Below are 14,925 nucleotides of genomic sequence, written 5' to 3' on the forward strand. Positions count from 1 at the left end.
CCGGGTCCGGGGCGGGGCCGGTGTGACCGGGCGGGCGTCAGGGCACCCGGCCCGGGGTCCGGCGCTCGGCGATGATCCGCTCGATGACGAGGGCGACACCGTCCTCGGCGTTGGTGGCGGTGCGGCCGGTGGCGGCGGCGAGCGCGGCCGGGTGGGCGTTGCCCATCGCGTACGAGGTGCCTGCCCAGCGCAGCATCTCCACGTCGTTGGGCATGTCGCCGAAGGCGACGACCTCGGCGGGCGAGATGCCGCGCTCGGCGCAGCACAGCTCCAGCGTGCTGGCCTTGGAGACCCCCGTACCGCTGACCTCCAGCAGGGCCGTCGGGCTGGACCGGGTGAAGGCCGCCCGGTCCCCGGCCGCCGCGAGGGCCAGGGCGAGGAACGCGTCCGGGTCCAGCTCGGTGTGGTGGGCGAGGAGCTTCAGCATCGGGATGCCGGCGCCTGGCCTCTCCTCGTCCAGCAGCTTCTCGACCGGGGCGACCGTGGCGTTCGGGTCCAGGTGGAGGGGCGGGTACGCCGGCTCGTAGTGGATGCCGGTGGCCAGCTCCACGGCGAAGGAGGTGCCGGGGGCGGCGGCCCGCAGCGCACGGACCACGTCCAGGGCGACGGACCGCTCCAGCGGACGGATCTTGACCAGCTCGCCGCCCGCGTGCAGATCCGCCACCGCCGCGCCGTTGGCGCAGATCGCCAGGCCGTGACCGTGCACATGGTCGCTGACGACCGTCATCCAGCGGGCCGGGCGCCCGGTGACGAAGAAGACCTCGATGCCCTCCTCCTCGGCGGCGGCGAGCGCGGCGACCGTGCGCGCGGAGACGCTCTTGTCGTCGCGGAGCAGGGTTCCGTCCAGGTCGGTGGCGATCAGCCGGACAGCGGCGGGCGAGGGCGAATCGGAAGCTGAGGTCACCCGTTCATTCTCCCGTACGAGCGTGCACGGGCGTGCGGAGGGGCGCACATCTGAGGATGTACGCCCCTGACCAGGTGGGCATGCCTGAGGCATATGCCAGCAGTGCTGACCGCACCCCGGATTCCGGGCTCGGGGCCGGGCGGTCAGTGGCCGAGCTGGGCCAGTCCTTCGGTGGCGATCCGCTCGAAGACCTTCTCGTCCGCCGCGAAGTCGGAATCGGGGATCGGGGTGTGGATGACGATCTCCGTGAAGCCCAGTTCGAAGTGGGTGCCCGCGAAGTCCACGAAGGCGTCGAAGGACTGGAGCGGGCGGTCCGGGGTGAAGCCGGTGAGCAGGATCCGGTCCGGTTCGGAGGCGTCCCGGCCGACGGCCTCGCAGGCCGCGTCCAGCTTGGCGATCTGCTTGCGGATGGCCGCCACGGACTGCTCGGGGGTACCCGTCTCGTAGAGCTTCGGGTCGCCGGTGGTGACCCATGCCTGCCCGTACCGGGCGGCGAGCTTCATGCCGCGCGGGCCGGTGGCGGCCACCGCGAACGGCAGCCGGGGCCGCTGGACGCAGCCGGGCACGTTCCGGGCCTCGTTCGCCGCGTAGAACGTCCCCTCGTACGTCACCGAGGGCTCGCGCAGCAGCCGGTCGAGCAGCGGTACGAACTCGTCGAAGTGGTCCGCCCGCTCGCGCGGGGTCCACGGCTCCTCGCCGCTCCGGCGCAGCGTCGTGGCGTCGAACCCGTTGCCCCCGGCGCCGATGCCCAGGGTGATGCGGCCGTCGCTGACGTCGTCCAGGGTGATGAGGTCCTTGGCGAGCGTGACGGGGTGCCGGAAGTTGGGGGAGGTGACGAGGGTACCCAGCCGGATGCGCTCGGTCGCCGTGGCGGCGGCGGTGAGGGTCGGGACGGCACCGAACCAGGGGCCGTCCCGGAAGGACCGCCAGGCCAGGTGGTCGTATGTGTACGCGGCATGGAACCCGAGTTCCTCGGCCCGCTGCCAGATCTTCTGTCCTTCCGCCCACCGATGGATGGGGAGGATCACGGTGCTCAGACGCATGTCCCCGACGATACGTGGGCTCTCCCGGCCGCCCGGGAGAAAGCGACGGACGGGTTCTACCGGCCGCGCTTCCGGCCAGGCGGTGCCGTTGGTCAGCCGCGCAGCCTGAGGAACGGCGGCGGTACGGCGTCGGTGAGCCAGACGCCGTTGGCGCTGACGTGGAAGGTGTGGCCGGCGCGGTGCATCGCGCCCGCGTCCACCGACAGCACGACGGGACGGCCGCGCCGGGCGCCCACCCTGGTCGCCGTCTCCCGGTCGGGCGAGAGGTGGACGTGTGTGCGGTTCATGGGGCGCAGCCCCTCGCTCCGGATCTGGTCCAGCACCCGGCCCACCGTGCCGTGGTAGAGGTACGCGGGCGGTTCGGCGGGCGGCAGACCGAGGTCCACCGGGACGGTGTGTCCCTGGCTGGCCCGGATCCGGTCGCCCTCCACGGCGAACCGCCGCTTGTCGTTGGTGGCGACGACATGGTCCAGCTCGGCGCGGGTGAGCGGGACGTTGTGCCGGGCCAGGGCGCGCAGCAGCGTGTCGATCGGCACCCAGCCTTGGGCGTCGAGGGTGATGCCGATGCGCTCCGGCTGATGGCGCAGGTGTTTCGAGAGGTATTTGGACACCTTGACGGTGCGTCTTTCGTCCATGCCGCCAGAGTGCCCGCGGCGCTCCCTCCGACGCACCCGGGTTTCGCCCGCACCGCGACGCACTGCTCAGCGACGCTTCGAGGCGTTCCGAAGTGCTCCGAAGCGCTCCGGAAAAACTGTGCATCCATAGGTTTGATCCACAGTCAGGACGACTTATCCACAGGCGAATTGGCGATTCTGTGGACAACTACTGTGCGTTTTAGGTTATTTGATCAACTTTGTCTATTTCTGGGGGTGGTGAAACAAGAGAGTCCAAGGTCCTTTTCTGTACCTCGCGTTCGGCGGCCGCAGCGACGAACGCCGCCACGTTCTCCTCGCCAACCAGCCGCTGAACGGCCCGGATCGTCTGGGGTGGCAGCTCCACCGGAAGCGCGGCGATCGGAAGGACGTCGCCGCCGAGCGGGGTGTCGGCGCCGAGGTGGTGGTGCAGATGGCGGGTCGCGAACGTGCGCATGGCACGGGCCAGTTCCGCGTCGACCGTCTGCTGGGCGAGCGGTCGCAGCCGGCGCACCATGGCGGCCGCCTCGGCCGCGTCCGAGTCGGTCGGCGGCCGATGGCCCAGATAGCGGGCGAAGACGTGCTCGGTGGTGAACTCCAGGAAGCGGGAGGCGATCTGCTCGACTTGGCCGCGAAGTTCCCGCAGATGCCCGGAGATCGCGATGAGCGGAACCCCCGCCCCGTGCAACTCCACCGCCACGGCGAGCTCCTGGGGGCTCGGCACCAGGAACTCGTCGTCCTTCCCCGGGACCGGTTCGAGCACCCCCAGCTCCACGGCCTCGGCCACCGCCTCGTCGTCCGGTACGCCGCCGAACGCTTCGACCAGTTCGGTCAGGGTGATCCGGTCGGCCTGCTCGTCCGTCCAGGGGCCGTGCACCTCGGCGACGAGCCCGAGCACCCCGCCGAGGCCGCGGCCGGTGTCCCAGGCGTCCAGGAGCTCCTTGATGCTGGCCAGGGTGTAGCCCCGGTCCAGCAGGTCGGCGATCTGCCGGAGCCGGGCGAGATGGGTCTCCCGGTACACGTTGGCGCGGCCGCGCCGCTCCGGTGTCGGCAGCAGGCCGCGGTCCTGGTAGGCGCGGATCGTCCGGACCGTGGCCCCGCTGGCGTGCGCCAGGTCCTCGATCCGGTACTCGGCGGCGGACGGCCGGTCCGCCGCCGGGGCCGGTCGCGTGGGGCCGGTCACAGCGGCGGCTTCAGCCGGGCGATCCCGCGCAGCACACCGGGGCCGAACCGGGAGAGGAGCCGGGCGCCACGCGCCTCCGGGGTCACCGGCACGACGGCCTGGTTGCGCACCACCGCCTTGAGCACCGCGTCCGCGACCCGCTCCGGGGGGTAGTTGCGGAGCCCGTACAGTCTGCTGGTCCGCTTCCGCAGCCTGGTCTCCTCGGCGGCGTCGGCCCCGGCGAAGTGCGTCGTCGCCGTGATGTTGGTGTTGACGATGCCGGGGCAGATGGCGCTGACCCCGATCGACCGCTCGGCGAATTCCGCCCGCAGGCACTCGCTGAGCATCAGCACCGCCGCCTTGGACGTGCTGTACGCGGGCAGCGCCCTGGACGGCTGGTAGGCGGCGGCGGAAGCGGTGTTGACGATGTGGCCGCCCTGGCCGCGCTCGGCCATCTGCCTGCCGAAGATCCGGCAGCCGTGGATGACCCCCCACAGGTTGACGTCGAGAACGTTCTTCCAGTCCTCGCTGGTGGTGTCCAGGAAGGAGCCGGACAGCCCGATCCCGGCGTTGTTGACCAGCACGTCGACGATGCCGTACTCGGCGGCCACCTTCTCGGCGAGCTTCTCCATCGCCTGCTCGTCGCTGACGTCGGCCACTTCTCCCCAGGCGTCCTGGGCGCCGATCAGCCGGGCCAGCTCCGCGGTCCGGGCCGCCCCCTCCGCGTCCCGGTCCACGGCCACCACCCGGGCGCCCGCCTCGGCGAACGCGAAGGAAATGGCCCGGCCGATACCCCCGGCCGCCCCCGTCACCAGGACCAGCCGACCGCCGAACCGGTCCGCGTACGCTCCGGTCGGAGCGGCTTCCAGGACCGGGGCAACCTCCCTGGACGTCTCGTTGGCGTCGACGAACTCGCTTATCCAAGAGGCGAGTTGATCCGGCCTGGTGCGCGGCACCCAGTGCTTCCCTTCGAGCGACCGGCGCACCAACCGAGGTGCCCACAGCTCCAACTGGTCGTAGAGCCGCTCCGAGAGGAAGACGTCGCCGGTCGGCGTGATCAGCTGGACCGGCACGTGCGCGTAGGCGTCGTCGCGGGGCCGGCCCAGCCGGGCGCGGACGTTGTCGCGGTAGAGCCAGGCGCCGTGCGCCGCGTCGCGGGGCAGTGAGGCCGTCGGGTAGTCGCCCGCGGGCACCTTCTCCAGCCGCTCCAGGATGCGCGGCCACCGCTTGCCGAGCGGCCCGCGCCAGGCCAGCTCCGGCAGGACGGGCGTGTGCAGCATGTACACGTACCAGGACTTGGCGCCCTGGCCGAGCAGCTGACCCACCCGGCGCGGGGTGGGCCGGGTCATCCGCTGCTTGATCCAGTGCCCGAAGTGGTCCAGGGAAGGGCCGGACATCGAGGTGAACGAAGCGATCCGGCCCTCGGTCCGCTCGACCGTGGCGAACTCCCAGGACTGGACCGACCCCCAGTCGTGCCCCACGAGGTGCACCGGCCGGTCGGGGCTCACCGCGTCGGCGACCGCCAGGAAGTCGTCCGTCAGCTTCTCCAGGGTGAACCCGCCGCGCAGGGGCTTCGGCGCGCTGGACCGGCCGTGCCCGCGCACGTCGTACAGCACGACATGCCACCGCTCGGCCAGCTGCGCCGCCACGTCGGCCCAGACCTCCTTGCTGTCCGGATAGCCGTGGACCAGGACGACCGTCGGTCGCGAGGCGTCGCCCAACTCCGCGACACACAGCTCGATTCCACCCGTACGCACCCGGCGCTCGCGCGCACCAGGCAGGCTCGGCAGGCTCATGCCGCCACCCTTTCCTCGGCCCAGCGCCGCACATGCGGCAGATCGTCGTCCAGCCAGAAGGCGCTCTGCTCGGGGTCCTTGGAGTCGGTGACCACCAGGATCTCCTCGAACTTGGCACCCATGCCCCGGAATCCGAGATGGGGCTCGACCGCCCACAGCCCGGGCTGCGGAGGGTGGTCGGAGAAGCGGTAGGGGCTCCACAGCGGGGACCAGCCGTCCCGGTGCCCATGCAGCGCGTCGCCCAGCAGCCCCTTGAGGGACTGGGTGCCGAAGCCGAACACGTGCGGGGACCAAAGCCGTTCGGCGACGCGGTCGACCTTGTGCGCGATGACCCCGAAGGGGTAGGCGCGGTGCCGGTTGGCGTAGCCCTGCCGGACCATCAGACGGTCCACGTCCTCGTATATCTCGCGCAACGAGCGCCGCTCGCGCACCTCGCGCAGTATCAGCGCGCGGTGCACCTCCAGGTCGGCGAGGAGCTTGTCGTGCAGCGGGTTGGGGCCGAGACAGCCGGAGTAGCCGATGTCGGCAGTAAAGCCCTTGAACACGGGCGCCATGTCGAGGATGAACGGCATCCCCGGCTCCAACTTCCGGTTGCCCGGGAAGAACTGCAGCGGCACCTTGAATCCGGTGAACGCCGTACGGTCGCCGAACCAGGCGAACGGGAGATGGAACCAGTCCCGCACCCCCGCTCACGCAGCCAGTCACGCTGCATCCGGGCCGCCTCGCGCTCGGTCACTCCCGGTTCGAGCCGGGCCGCGACCGCCTCCGCGCAGGCGTACGCGAGGCTCTGCACCTCTCTGAACCCCCGCAACTCCGGGGCGTGTACGTCCTTCACCACCGAATGCATGCCACCGTCCGTTCCCTGCTGTGTGCGGTACGTGCCCGTAACGTGACACTGATGAATGTGACAATGTCCGACGGCTACGTCAAGAGGTGTGCGGGCGCCTGTGGAAAACCCGGCCGGGCCCGGCCCGGTGCCGGGATGTCGTCCGCCGTGACGGCTCCCCTACGGGTACGTACATCTGGAGTCGGACGCCGATCCAGCCGCCAGGGCTGACGACCGCAGTGAGCCGTGCCACTACGTTCGATATGTGACTGTGATCGCGACTGAGCGCCTGACTATGCGGTTCCCCCGGGTGACCGCGCTTGACCGGCTCTCCCTGGACATCGGCCCCGGCGTGACGGGGCTGGTGGGTTCCAACGGGGCCGGCAAGTCCACATTGATCAAGATCCTGCTGGGGCTGTCCCCCGCCACCGAGGGCCGGGCCTCCGTGCTCGGCCTCGACGTCGCCACCGAGGGCGCCGCCATTCGGGAACGGGTCGGCTACATGCCCGAGCACGACTGCCTCCCGCCCGACGTCTCGGCCACCGAGCTCGTCGTCCACATGGCGCGGATGTCCGGGCTGCCCCCGACCGCCGCCCGCGAGCGCACCGCCGACACGCTGCGGCACGTGGGCCTCTACGAGGAGCGCTACCGGCCCATCGGCGGCTACTCGACCGGCATGAAGCAGCGCGTCAAGCTGGCGCAGGCGCTCGTCCACGACCCGCGTCTGGTCCTGCTCGACGAACCGACCAACGGCCTGGACCCGGTCGGCCGCGACGAGATGCTCGCCCTGATCCGCCGCGTCCACACCGACTTCGGCATCTCGGTCCTGGTCACCTCGCACCTCCTGGGCGAGCTGGAACGCACCTGCGACCACGTCGTCGTCATCGACGGCGGCACCCTGCTGCGCTCCAGCTCCACCAGCGACTTCACCCAGACCACCGCCACCCTCGCGATCGAGGTCACCGACAGCGACACCCACCCCGACGGCACCGACGCGCTCCGCCGCGTCCTCACCGAGGCCGGGGTGAAGCTGCTCGGCCACGACGGGCTCGACACCCAGGGACTGCCCGGCGCGGGCCACATCCTGCTGATCGAGGCCGTCGGCGAGGAGACGTACGACACCGTGCGCGACAGCGTCGCCGGGCTCGGGCTCGGCCTCGTACGGATGGAGCAGCGCCGCCACCACATCGCCGAGGTTTTCCGCGCCGAGGAACCCCACGCCGCCACCGCCCCGGCACCCGGCGCCTCCGCGTCGGCCGCCCGTACAGCAGAAGGGGAGCGGTCGTGATGAGCAACGGGACCGGGACCACGGCCGGGAGCGAGACCTCCCGCATCCACAACATCGGCTACCGCTCGTACGACGGCCCCCGGCTGGGCCGGGGCTACGCGCGGCGCTCGCTCTACACGCAGTCGCTGCGCGGAGCCTTCGGGCTGGGCCGTTCCGCCAAGTCCAAGGTGCTGCCGATGCTGCTCTTCGGCGTGATGTGCCTGGTCGCGGCGATCATCGTCGCGGTCGCGGTCGCCACCCCGGGCATGAAGGCGCTGCCGTTGAAGTACACCGACTTCGCGATCTTCCTCCAGGCCGTGATCGGTCTCTTCCTCGCGTCCCAGGCGCCGCAGTCCGTCTCCAGGGACCTGCGCTTCAAGAGCGTGCCGCTGTACTTCTCGCGGCCGATCGAACGGGTGGACTACGTCGTGGCCAAGCTGGCCGCCATGGCGTCCGCCCTCCTCATCCTCACCGGCGTGCCGCTCGTCATCCTCTACCTGGGCGCGCTCCTCGCGAAGTTCGACTTCGCCGAGCAGACCAAGGGATTCGGACAGGGCATGGTCTCCGTCGCGCTGCTCTCCGTGCTGTTCGCCGCGCTCGGCCTGGTGATGGCCGCGCTGACCCCGCGCCGCGGCTTCGGCGTCGCCGCCGTGATCGCGGTGCTGACCATCACCTACGGGGCGGTCTCCACCGTCCAGGCCATCGCCTGGTCCACGGGCTCCACCGGGGCCGTCGAGTGGCTGGGGCTGTTCTCCCCGATCACCCTGATCGGCGGCCTGCAGACCGCCTTCCTCGGCGCCAACTCGGCCTTCCCCGGAGGGGAAGGCCCGGGGGCCGGGACCGGCCTGGTCTATCTGATCGTGTTCCTCGCGCTCGTTGCCGGCAGCTACGCCGTACTGATGCGCCGCTACCGGAGGGTCGGGCTGTGACCACCATCGAGATCGACCACACCTCGCGCTGGTTCGGCAATGTGGTCGCCGTCAACGACGTGAGCATGACGGTGGGGCCGGGCGTCACCGGACTGCTCGGACCCAACGGCGCGGGCAAGTCCACGCTGATCAACATGATGGCCGGGTTCCTCGCCCCGTCGACCGGCACGGTCACCCTGGACGGCCGGCCGATCTGGCGCAACGAGGACGTCTACCGGGAGATCGGCATCGTGCCGGAGCGGGAGGCCATGTACGACTTCCTGACCGGCCGTGAGTTCGTCGTCGCCAACGCCGAGCTCCAGGGGCTCGGCGACGAGGAGGCGCGGCGGGCGCTCGCCACGGTCGAGATGGAGTACGCGCAGGACCGCAGGATCTCGACGTACAGCAAGGGCATGCGCCAGCGGGTCAAGATGGCGTCCGCGCTGGTCCACGAGCCCTCGGTGCTGCTGCTCGACGAGCCGTTCAACGGAATGGACCCGCGGCAGCGGATGCAGCTGATGGAGCTGCTGCGACGGATGGGGGCGGAGGGGCGCACGGTGCTCTTCTCCTCGCACATCCTCGAAGAGGTCGAGCAGCTCGCCTCGCACATCGAGGTGATCGTGGCCGGACGGCACGCGGCCTCCGGCGACTTCCGCAGGATCCGCCGGCTGATGACGGACCGCCCGCACCGCTACCTCGTACGCTCCAGCGACGACCGCGCCCTCGCCGCCGCCCTGATCGCGGACCCGTCGACGGCCGGCATCGAGGTGGACCTCGGGGAGCGGGCCCTGCGCATCCAGGCGGTCGACTTCGGACGCTTCACCGAGCTGCTGCCCAAGGTCGCACGGGAACACGGCATTCGCCTTCTGACCGTTTCGCCGTCCGACGAGTCCCTCGAATCGGTCTTTTCCTATCTCGTATCGGCCTGAGTAGTGGCCTGAAAGGAGCTGTGAAGCGTCATGTACGAACCCACAGTCGCCCGGCTCACCTACCGGGCCCTGCTCGGCCGACGCCGGGCCGCCATCCTGTTCGTCCTGCCGGTGCTGCTGGTGATGATCTCCGTCGCGGTGCGGATGTTCGCCGGCTCCGACGACCAGGTGGCCTCGGACGTGCTGGGCGGTTTCGCCCTCGCCACGATGGTGCCGTTGATCGGCGTGATCGCCGGGACCGGGGCCATCGGCCCCGAGATCGACGACGGCTCGATCGTCTACCTGCTGTCCAAGCCGGTGAAGCGGCCGACGATCATCTTCACCAAGCTGATCGTCGCCATCGCCGTGACCATGGTCTTCTCGGCACTGCCCACGCTGGTCGCGGGCCTGATCCTCAACGGCAACGGCCAGCAGATCGCGGTCGCGTACACCATCGCGGCGCTGGTCGCCTCGATCGCGTACAGCGCGCTGTTCCTGCTGCTGGGCACGGTCAGCCGGCACGCGGTCGTCCTCGGGCTCGTCTACGCGCTGGTGTGGGAGGCCCTGTTCGGCTCGCTGGTCCCCGGGGCGCGCACGCTCAGCGTCCAGCAGTGGTCCCTGGCGGTGGCCGAGAAGGTCGGCGGGACGGGCCTGATCACCGCCGACGTCGGGCTGACCACCGCGACGATCCTGCTGGCGGCGGTCACGGTCGTGGCGACCTGGTACGCGGGCCAGAAGCTGCGGACGCTGAAGCTGGCCGGAGAGGAGTGACCGGGGCCTCGGCCCCGCACGCCCCGGCATCCGTCGGCCCTCGCCCTCCGGGGCGGGGGCCGATGTGTTTCCGGCTGGTTTCCGCGTAACTGTGTGGTTATCGGTTCGTTGGGCGGGGTGCGTGGAGGCAATGAGGATCCGTGGCGTCGTGGCTTTCGTGAATCAGGGGAATGCCGGTGCCGGCGGGGCAGTAGCCGTCGGGCCGGTCATCGAGTGAGTGGCAACCGTGAGCGTCCTCCACCCTTCGAGCCCGGGACAGGGCTGTCCATCACCCGCTTCACGACAGGAAGTCATGCCCATGCCCACGGAAGTCGCCCTGCTCGAATCACGCGCGCTGCGTGTCGAACAGATGGGGCGCGTCGATGTCCTCGACAAGGTGAAGAGCCTTGTCATGCTCCCGGACGGAATTCACGTTCGCACAGAGGATGTGGCGCGTTACTTCGAAGTATCCACAGAGGCCGTCAAGAAGGTCACGCAGCGGCATCGCGACGAGGTGGTGGAGAACGGCCTCATCCTGATGCGCGGCGATGAGCTGCGGAAATTCCATAGGGACATGTTGTCCCTATGGAGCGGGCAGGGGGCGGAAAGTTATCCACAGGCTGCCACGCAACTCACTCTCTACACCCGCAGGACCGTCCTCAACATCGCGATGCTCCTTCGCGACAGCGACATCGCCCGATGCGTCCGTACGTATCTGCTCGACGCCGAGCGGGACCTTCGGGCGGGCTACGCCGCTCTCGAACACCGCGTCACCCGGGTGGAGAGCTGCCTGGCCGGGGTCGGGGCCGCGCTCCAGGAGCTGGGGCCGGTCCTCGGCCGGATGTCGTACCGGCTCGACAGCCTCGACCGGAGGCTGGACGCCACACATCAGGTCGTCGGTGCGATGAGCGTGCGGCTGGGGCACGTCTCGGAGAACGTCGTCCGGATCGACGCCAGGACGGACGAACTCGCCCACAGCCTGAAGGATCTGAGTCGCCGCGTCCGCAGACAGCGATGACCCGCTGAGAAGGCCGGGAGCGGGAGGCTGTCCGCCCCCGCTCCCGGCCGTTCCCGCTACGGGGAAAAGAGACTACGAGGACTGGAGGAGCCGCTCCAGGACCACGGCGATGCCGTCCTCCTGGTTGGAGGTGGTGACCTCCTGGGCCACACCCTTCAGCTCCTTGTGCGCGTTGGCCATCGCCACGCCGTGCCGCGCCCAGGCGAACATCGGGATGTCGTTCGGCATGTCACCGAAGGCCAGGGTGTCCGCCCCCTTCACGCCCAGCCGGCGCGCGGCCAGGGAGAGCCCGGTCGCCTTGCTCAGCCCGAGCGGAAGGATCTCCACTATCCCCGGACCGGCCATGACCACGTCCACGAGACTGCCGACGGCCGCACGTGCCGCCGCCGCCAGGGCGTCGTCGTCCAGCGCGGGGTGCTGGATGTAGACCTTGTTCAGCGGCGCGGCCCACAGCTCGGCCGGATCGTCCACGACGACGGCCGGAAGCGGTCCTTCCTGCACGCGGTAACCGGGGCCGACCAGGACCTCGCCGTCGAGCCCGTCACGGCTCGCCGCCATGGCCAGCGGGCCGACCTCGGCCTCGACCTTGGACAGCGCCAGGCCGGCGAGCTGCCGGTCCAGCGTCAGCGAGGTCAGCAGCCTGCGCTCGCCCGCGTGGTACACCTGCGCGCCCTGGCCGCAGACCGCGAGCCCCTCGTAGCCCAGGTCGTCCAGGATGTGACGGGTCCACGGGACCGACCGGCCGGTGACCACGATGTGCGCGGCACCGGCCGCGGCGGCCGCGACCAGTGCCTCACGGGTGCGCTCGGAGACCGTCTCGTCGTTGCGCAGCAGCGTGCCGTCGAGGTCGGTCGCGACGAGCTTGTACGGGAAGGTCACTTGGCGACCGGTTCCAGGACCTCGCGTCCGCCCAGGTAGGGCCGGAGCACCTCGGGCACCCGGACCGAACCGTCGGCCAGCTGGTGGTTCTCCAGGATCGCCACGATGGTGCGCGGTACGGCGCAGAGCGTGCCGTTCAGCGTGGCCAGCGGCTGGAGGACCTTCTTGCCGTCGCGGTTGTCGCGCATCCGGACGGAGAGGCGGCGGGCCTGGAAGCCGTCGCAGTTCGAGGCGGAGGTCAGCTCGCGGTACTTGCCCTGGGTAGGGATCCACGCCTCGCAGTCGAACTTCCGGGAGGCCGAGGCGCCCAGGTCGCCGGTGGCCACGTCGATCACCTGGAAGGGCAGCTCAAGACCGGTCAGCCACTGCTTCTCCCAGTCCAGGAGCCTGCGGTGCTCCGCCTCGGCGTCGGCCGGGTCGACGTACGAGAACATCTCGACCTTGTCGAACTGGTGCACCCGGAAGATGCCGCGGGTGTCCTTGCCGTACGTGCCGGCCTCGCGGCGGAAGCAGGGCGAGAAGCCGGCGTAGCGCAGCGGGAGCTGCTCGGCGTCGATGATCTCGTCCATGTGGTACGCCGCGAGCGGGACCTCGGAGGTGCCGACCAGGTAGTAGTCGTCCTTCTCCAGGTGGTACACGTTCTCCGCGGCCTGGCCGAGGAAGCCGGTGCCCTCCATGGCGCGCGGGCGGACCAGCGCGGGGGTCAGCATCGGGACGAAGCCGGCCTCGGTGGCCTGCGCGATCGCCGCGTTGACCAGGGCCAGCTCCAGGAGCGCGCCGACGCCCGTCAGGTAGTAGAAGCGCGAGCCGGAGACCTTGGCGCCCCGCTCCATGTCGATGGCGCCGAGCTTCTCGCCGAGCTCCAGATGGTCCCTGGGCTCGAAGCCCTCGGCCCCGAAGTCACGGATCGTGCCGTGCGTCTCCAGGACGACGAAGTCCTCCTCGCCACCGACCGGCACGTCCTCGTGGACGATGTTGCCGATCTGCAGCATCAGCCTCTTGGCCTCGGCGTCCGCCTCGTCCTGGGCCGCGTCGGCGGCCTTGACGTCGGCCTTCAGCTGCTCGGCCCGCTTGAGCAGCTCGGTGCGCTCCTCGGGCGATGCCTTGGGGATGAGTTTGCCGAGCGCTTTCTGCTCGGAGCGGAGTTCGTCGAAGCGGACACCGGACGACCTGCGCAGCTCGTCGGCGGAGAGCAGGGCGTCGACGAGGCCGACGTCCTCTCCACGGGCGCGCTGGGAGGCGCGAACACGGTCGGGGTCCTCACGGAGCAGGCGAAGGTCAATCACCCCTCCAGGCTACCGGTGGCCCTTCCCCCGCTCGAACCGATATGGGCGAGCGTGTCACTTTGCCCAGATTGCCGGAATTAGTGATGCTGGGGGAGATTGTGTGGCCGGAGGGGATTCCGGCTGTCAATAAGAAGCGTCTATTCGCCCGAATGGGGCAGATGGCTTCACTCTCTTGACGCATCATCCTTGCTCGGAGCGGTAGTTGACCCTCGCTTGTCCACAGGTCCCGGGGTTCCCGAAAGTTATCCACAGGCTGTGAGGAAGTTCTGTGGATTCCGGAGGGCAGTATTCCGGGAGCGCCGGGAAGGGGTGTGGGTCCCTGTCGTCGACTCGCCTTGAATCCGCTTCAAACCCGCTTCGGGCGCTCGTTCGGGTGAGAATTGGCCGTCTTCGCGAGTTGATCAATGGAATTGGCCGATGCGTGACGTCTGGGACGTCCTGGCAGGCTGTGGACGCGCCTGGCCCGCCAGGGAGGATTTGTCGACCATGTCGCATCCGACTGTCGACTTGTCCCCAGGTTCCCGGTCGCCCCTGTGGATAACTCGGTGGATAACTCTGGGGACGGGAATCGTCGGATAGTGCGATGCCGTCAGCCCCGGCCGTCCAGGTTCCTGGCCAGCCAGTCGGAGGCCTCGGTGAACTCCGTGTCCGACGTTCCGGGCCGCAGCGGGCCCACGTCCTCCGGCGCGACCCCGGCCCGCGGATACGAGCCCAGGAACCGCACCTTCGGGCAGATCCGCTTCAGCCCCATCAGCGCCTCGCCGACCCGGCGGTCCGCGATGTGGCCCTCGGCGTCCACCGCGAAGCAGTAGTTCCCGATGCCGGCTCCCGTAGGCCGTGACTGGATCAGCATCAGGTTCACCCCGCGCACCGCGAACTCCTGGAGCAGTTCGAGCAGGGCACCGGGACGGTCCTCGCCCATCCAGATGACCACCGAGGTCTTGTCCGCGCCGGTGGGGGACGCCGGACGGGCGGGCCGGCCCACCAGGATGAAACGGGTCTGCGCGTTCTCCGCGTCGTGGATCTCGGTCACCAGCGGGACGAGGCCGTAGGTGGCCGCGGCGAACTCGCCGGCGAAGGCGGCGTCGTACCGCCCCTCCTGGACCAGCCGGGCCCCGTCCGCGTTGGAGGCCGCCGACTCCCACACGGCGTCCGGGAGGTGGGCGGCCATCCAGTTGCGCACCTGGGGCTGGGCGGCCGGGTGGGCGGTGACCGACTTGATGTCGGACAGCTCGGTGCCCGGCCGCACCAGGAGCGCGAAGCTGATGGAGAGGAGTACCTCGCGGTAGATCATCAGCGGTTCGCCGCTGGTCAGTTCGTCGAGCGTCGCGTTGATGCCGCCCTCGACCGAGTTCTCGATCGGCACCAGGGCAGCCGCGGCGCTCCCGGTCCGTACGGCGTCGAGGGCGGCCGGTACGGAGACCATGGGGACGAGCTCGCGGGTGGCGGCTTCCGGGAGCGTACGGAGGGCGACCTCGGTGAAGGTGCCTTCGGGGCCGAGATAGGCGTAGCGCGTGGCGGACATGTCCGTCACCCTAATGGGCCT

The 14,925-nt window shown here is 70.2% G+C and carries 12 protein-coding genes and 2 pseudogenes; 5 read left to right on the forward strand and 9 right to left on the reverse strand.

Going from position 1 to position 14,925, the window contains the following annotated elements:
* Positions 1–37: 37 nt before the first annotated feature.
* The 6 genes and pseudogenes from ACF08W_RS18260 to ACF08W_RS18285 all read right to left on the reverse strand — a co-directional run bounded on the left by ACF08W_RS18260 (position 38) and on the right by ACF08W_RS18285 (position 6,384).
* Positions 38–904 carry a Cof-type HAD-IIB family hydrolase gene (locus tag ACF08W_RS18260; protein WP_352274000.1) on the reverse strand — a complete coding sequence of 289 codons (867 nt, stop codon included), beginning with the start codon at positions 902–904 and terminating at the stop codon, positions 38–40.
* A gap of 143 nt (positions 905–1,047) precedes the next feature.
* Positions 1,048–1,947 (reverse strand): LLM class flavin-dependent oxidoreductase, encoded by a 900-nt coding sequence (locus ACF08W_RS18265; protein WP_392279817.1) that lies wholly within the window; start codon positions 1,945–1,947, stop codon positions 1,048–1,050.
* A 92-nt stretch (positions 1,948–2,039) separates the two neighbouring features.
* Entirely contained in the window at positions 2,040–2,582 is a 543-nt protein-coding gene (locus ACF08W_RS18270; RefSeq protein WP_385202625.1) for an RNA 2'-phosphotransferase, read from the reverse strand.
* Positions 2,583–2,781: 199 nt separating this feature from the next.
* A complete protein-coding gene (locus ACF08W_RS18275; RefSeq protein WP_392279818.1) occupies positions 2,782–3,762 on the reverse strand; it encodes a MerR family transcriptional regulator in 981 nt (326 codons plus the stop codon).
* Entirely contained in the window at positions 3,759–5,537 is a 1,779-nt protein-coding gene (locus ACF08W_RS18280) for an SDR family oxidoreductase (protein ID WP_392279819.1), read from the reverse strand. The genes ACF08W_RS18275 and ACF08W_RS18280 overlap by 4 nt, the downstream gene beginning before the upstream one ends.
* A pseudogene (locus ACF08W_RS18285) lies at positions 5,534–6,384 on the reverse strand (M24 family metallopeptidase). The gene ACF08W_RS18280 and the pseudogene ACF08W_RS18285 overlap by 4 nt, the downstream one beginning before the upstream one ends.
* Positions 6,385–6,658: 274 nt before the next feature.
* Between ACF08W_RS18285 and ACF08W_RS18290 the strand changes: the two are divergent.
* The 5 genes and pseudogenes from ACF08W_RS18290 to ACF08W_RS18310 form a co-directional block, all read left to right on the forward strand.
* Positions 6,659–7,655: pseudogene (locus ACF08W_RS18290) on the forward strand (ABC transporter ATP-binding protein); the annotation flags it as partial.
* Complete coding sequence (locus tag ACF08W_RS18295) at positions 7,651–8,559, forward strand: ABC transporter permease (protein ID WP_385202613.1); 909 nt, start codon at positions 7,651–7,653, stop codon at positions 8,557–8,559. The pseudogene ACF08W_RS18290 and the gene ACF08W_RS18295, both read left to right, overlap by 5 nt.
* Positions 8,556–9,467, forward strand: coding sequence for an ABC transporter ATP-binding protein (locus tag ACF08W_RS18300; RefSeq protein WP_352274225.1), 912 nt, complete (start codon positions 8,556–8,558; stop codon positions 9,465–9,467). The genes ACF08W_RS18295 and ACF08W_RS18300 overlap by 4 nt, the downstream gene beginning before the upstream one ends.
* Before the next feature lie 30 nt (positions 9,468–9,497).
* Positions 9,498–10,217, forward strand: coding sequence for an ABC transporter permease (locus ACF08W_RS18305; RefSeq protein WP_352273993.1), 720 nt, complete (start codon positions 9,498–9,500; stop codon positions 10,215–10,217).
* A 298-nt stretch (positions 10,218–10,515) separates the two neighbouring features.
* On the forward strand, positions 10,516–11,214 hold the full coding sequence (locus ACF08W_RS18310; RefSeq protein WP_392279820.1) for a hypothetical protein: 699 nt from the start codon (positions 10,516–10,518) through the stop codon (positions 11,212–11,214).
* 72 nt (positions 11,215–11,286) lie between these two features.
* Here ACF08W_RS18310 and ACF08W_RS18315 read toward each other — a convergent pair whose 3' ends face one another.
* The 3 genes from ACF08W_RS18315 to pheA form a co-directional block, all read right to left on the reverse strand.
* Positions 11,287–12,093, reverse strand: a complete 807-nt coding sequence (locus ACF08W_RS18315; protein ID WP_392279821.1) for an HAD family hydrolase — start codon at positions 12,091–12,093, stop codon at positions 11,287–11,289.
* Positions 12,090–13,379, reverse strand: coding sequence for a serine--tRNA ligase (gene serS / locus ACF08W_RS18320; protein WP_385202604.1), 1,290 nt, complete (start codon positions 13,377–13,379; stop codon positions 12,090–12,092). The genes ACF08W_RS18315 and serS overlap by 4 nt, the downstream gene beginning before the upstream one ends.
* Positions 13,380–13,968: 589 nt before the next feature.
* Positions 13,969–14,904: a prephenate dehydratase gene (gene pheA, locus ACF08W_RS18325; RefSeq protein ID WP_392279822.1), complete on the reverse strand. Its 936-nt coding sequence runs from the start codon at positions 14,902–14,904 to the stop codon at positions 13,969–13,971.
* Positions 14,905–14,925: the final 21 nt, after the last annotated feature.

Source organism: Streptomyces sp. NPDC015144 (genome assembly GCF_043079735.1).
Taxonomy (GTDB): domain Bacteria; phylum Actinomycetota; class Actinomycetes; order Streptomycetales; family Streptomycetaceae; genus Streptomyces.

Bases quoted from the DNA above. Each gene is read 5' to 3' on its own strand.
- ACF08W_RS18270 (WP_385202625.1), bottom strand. From the start codon at position 2,582: ATGGACGAAAGACGCACCGTCAAGGTGTCCAAATACCTCTCGAAACAC.
- ACF08W_RS18305 (WP_352273993.1), top strand. From the start codon at position 9,498: ATGTACGAACCCACAGTCGCCCGGCTCACCTACCGGGCCCTGCTCGGC.
- ACF08W_RS18280 (WP_392279819.1), bottom strand. From the start codon at position 5,537: ATGAGCCTGCCGAGCCTGCCTGGTGCGCGCGAGCGCCGGGTGCGTACG.
- ACF08W_RS18265 (WP_392279817.1), bottom strand. From the start codon at position 1,947: ATGCGTCTGAGCACCGTGATCCTCCCCATCCATCGGTGGGCGGAAGGA.
- ACF08W_RS18310 (WP_392279820.1), top strand. From the start codon at position 10,516: ATGCCCACGGAAGTCGCCCTGCTCGAATCACGCGCGCTGCGTGTCGAA.
- pheA (WP_392279822.1), bottom strand. From the start codon at position 14,904: ATGTCCGCCACGCGCTACGCCTATCTCGGCCCCGAAGGCACCTTCACC.
- ACF08W_RS18295 (WP_385202613.1), top strand. From the start codon at position 7,651: ATGAGCAACGGGACCGGGACCACGGCCGGGAGCGAGACCTCCCGCATC.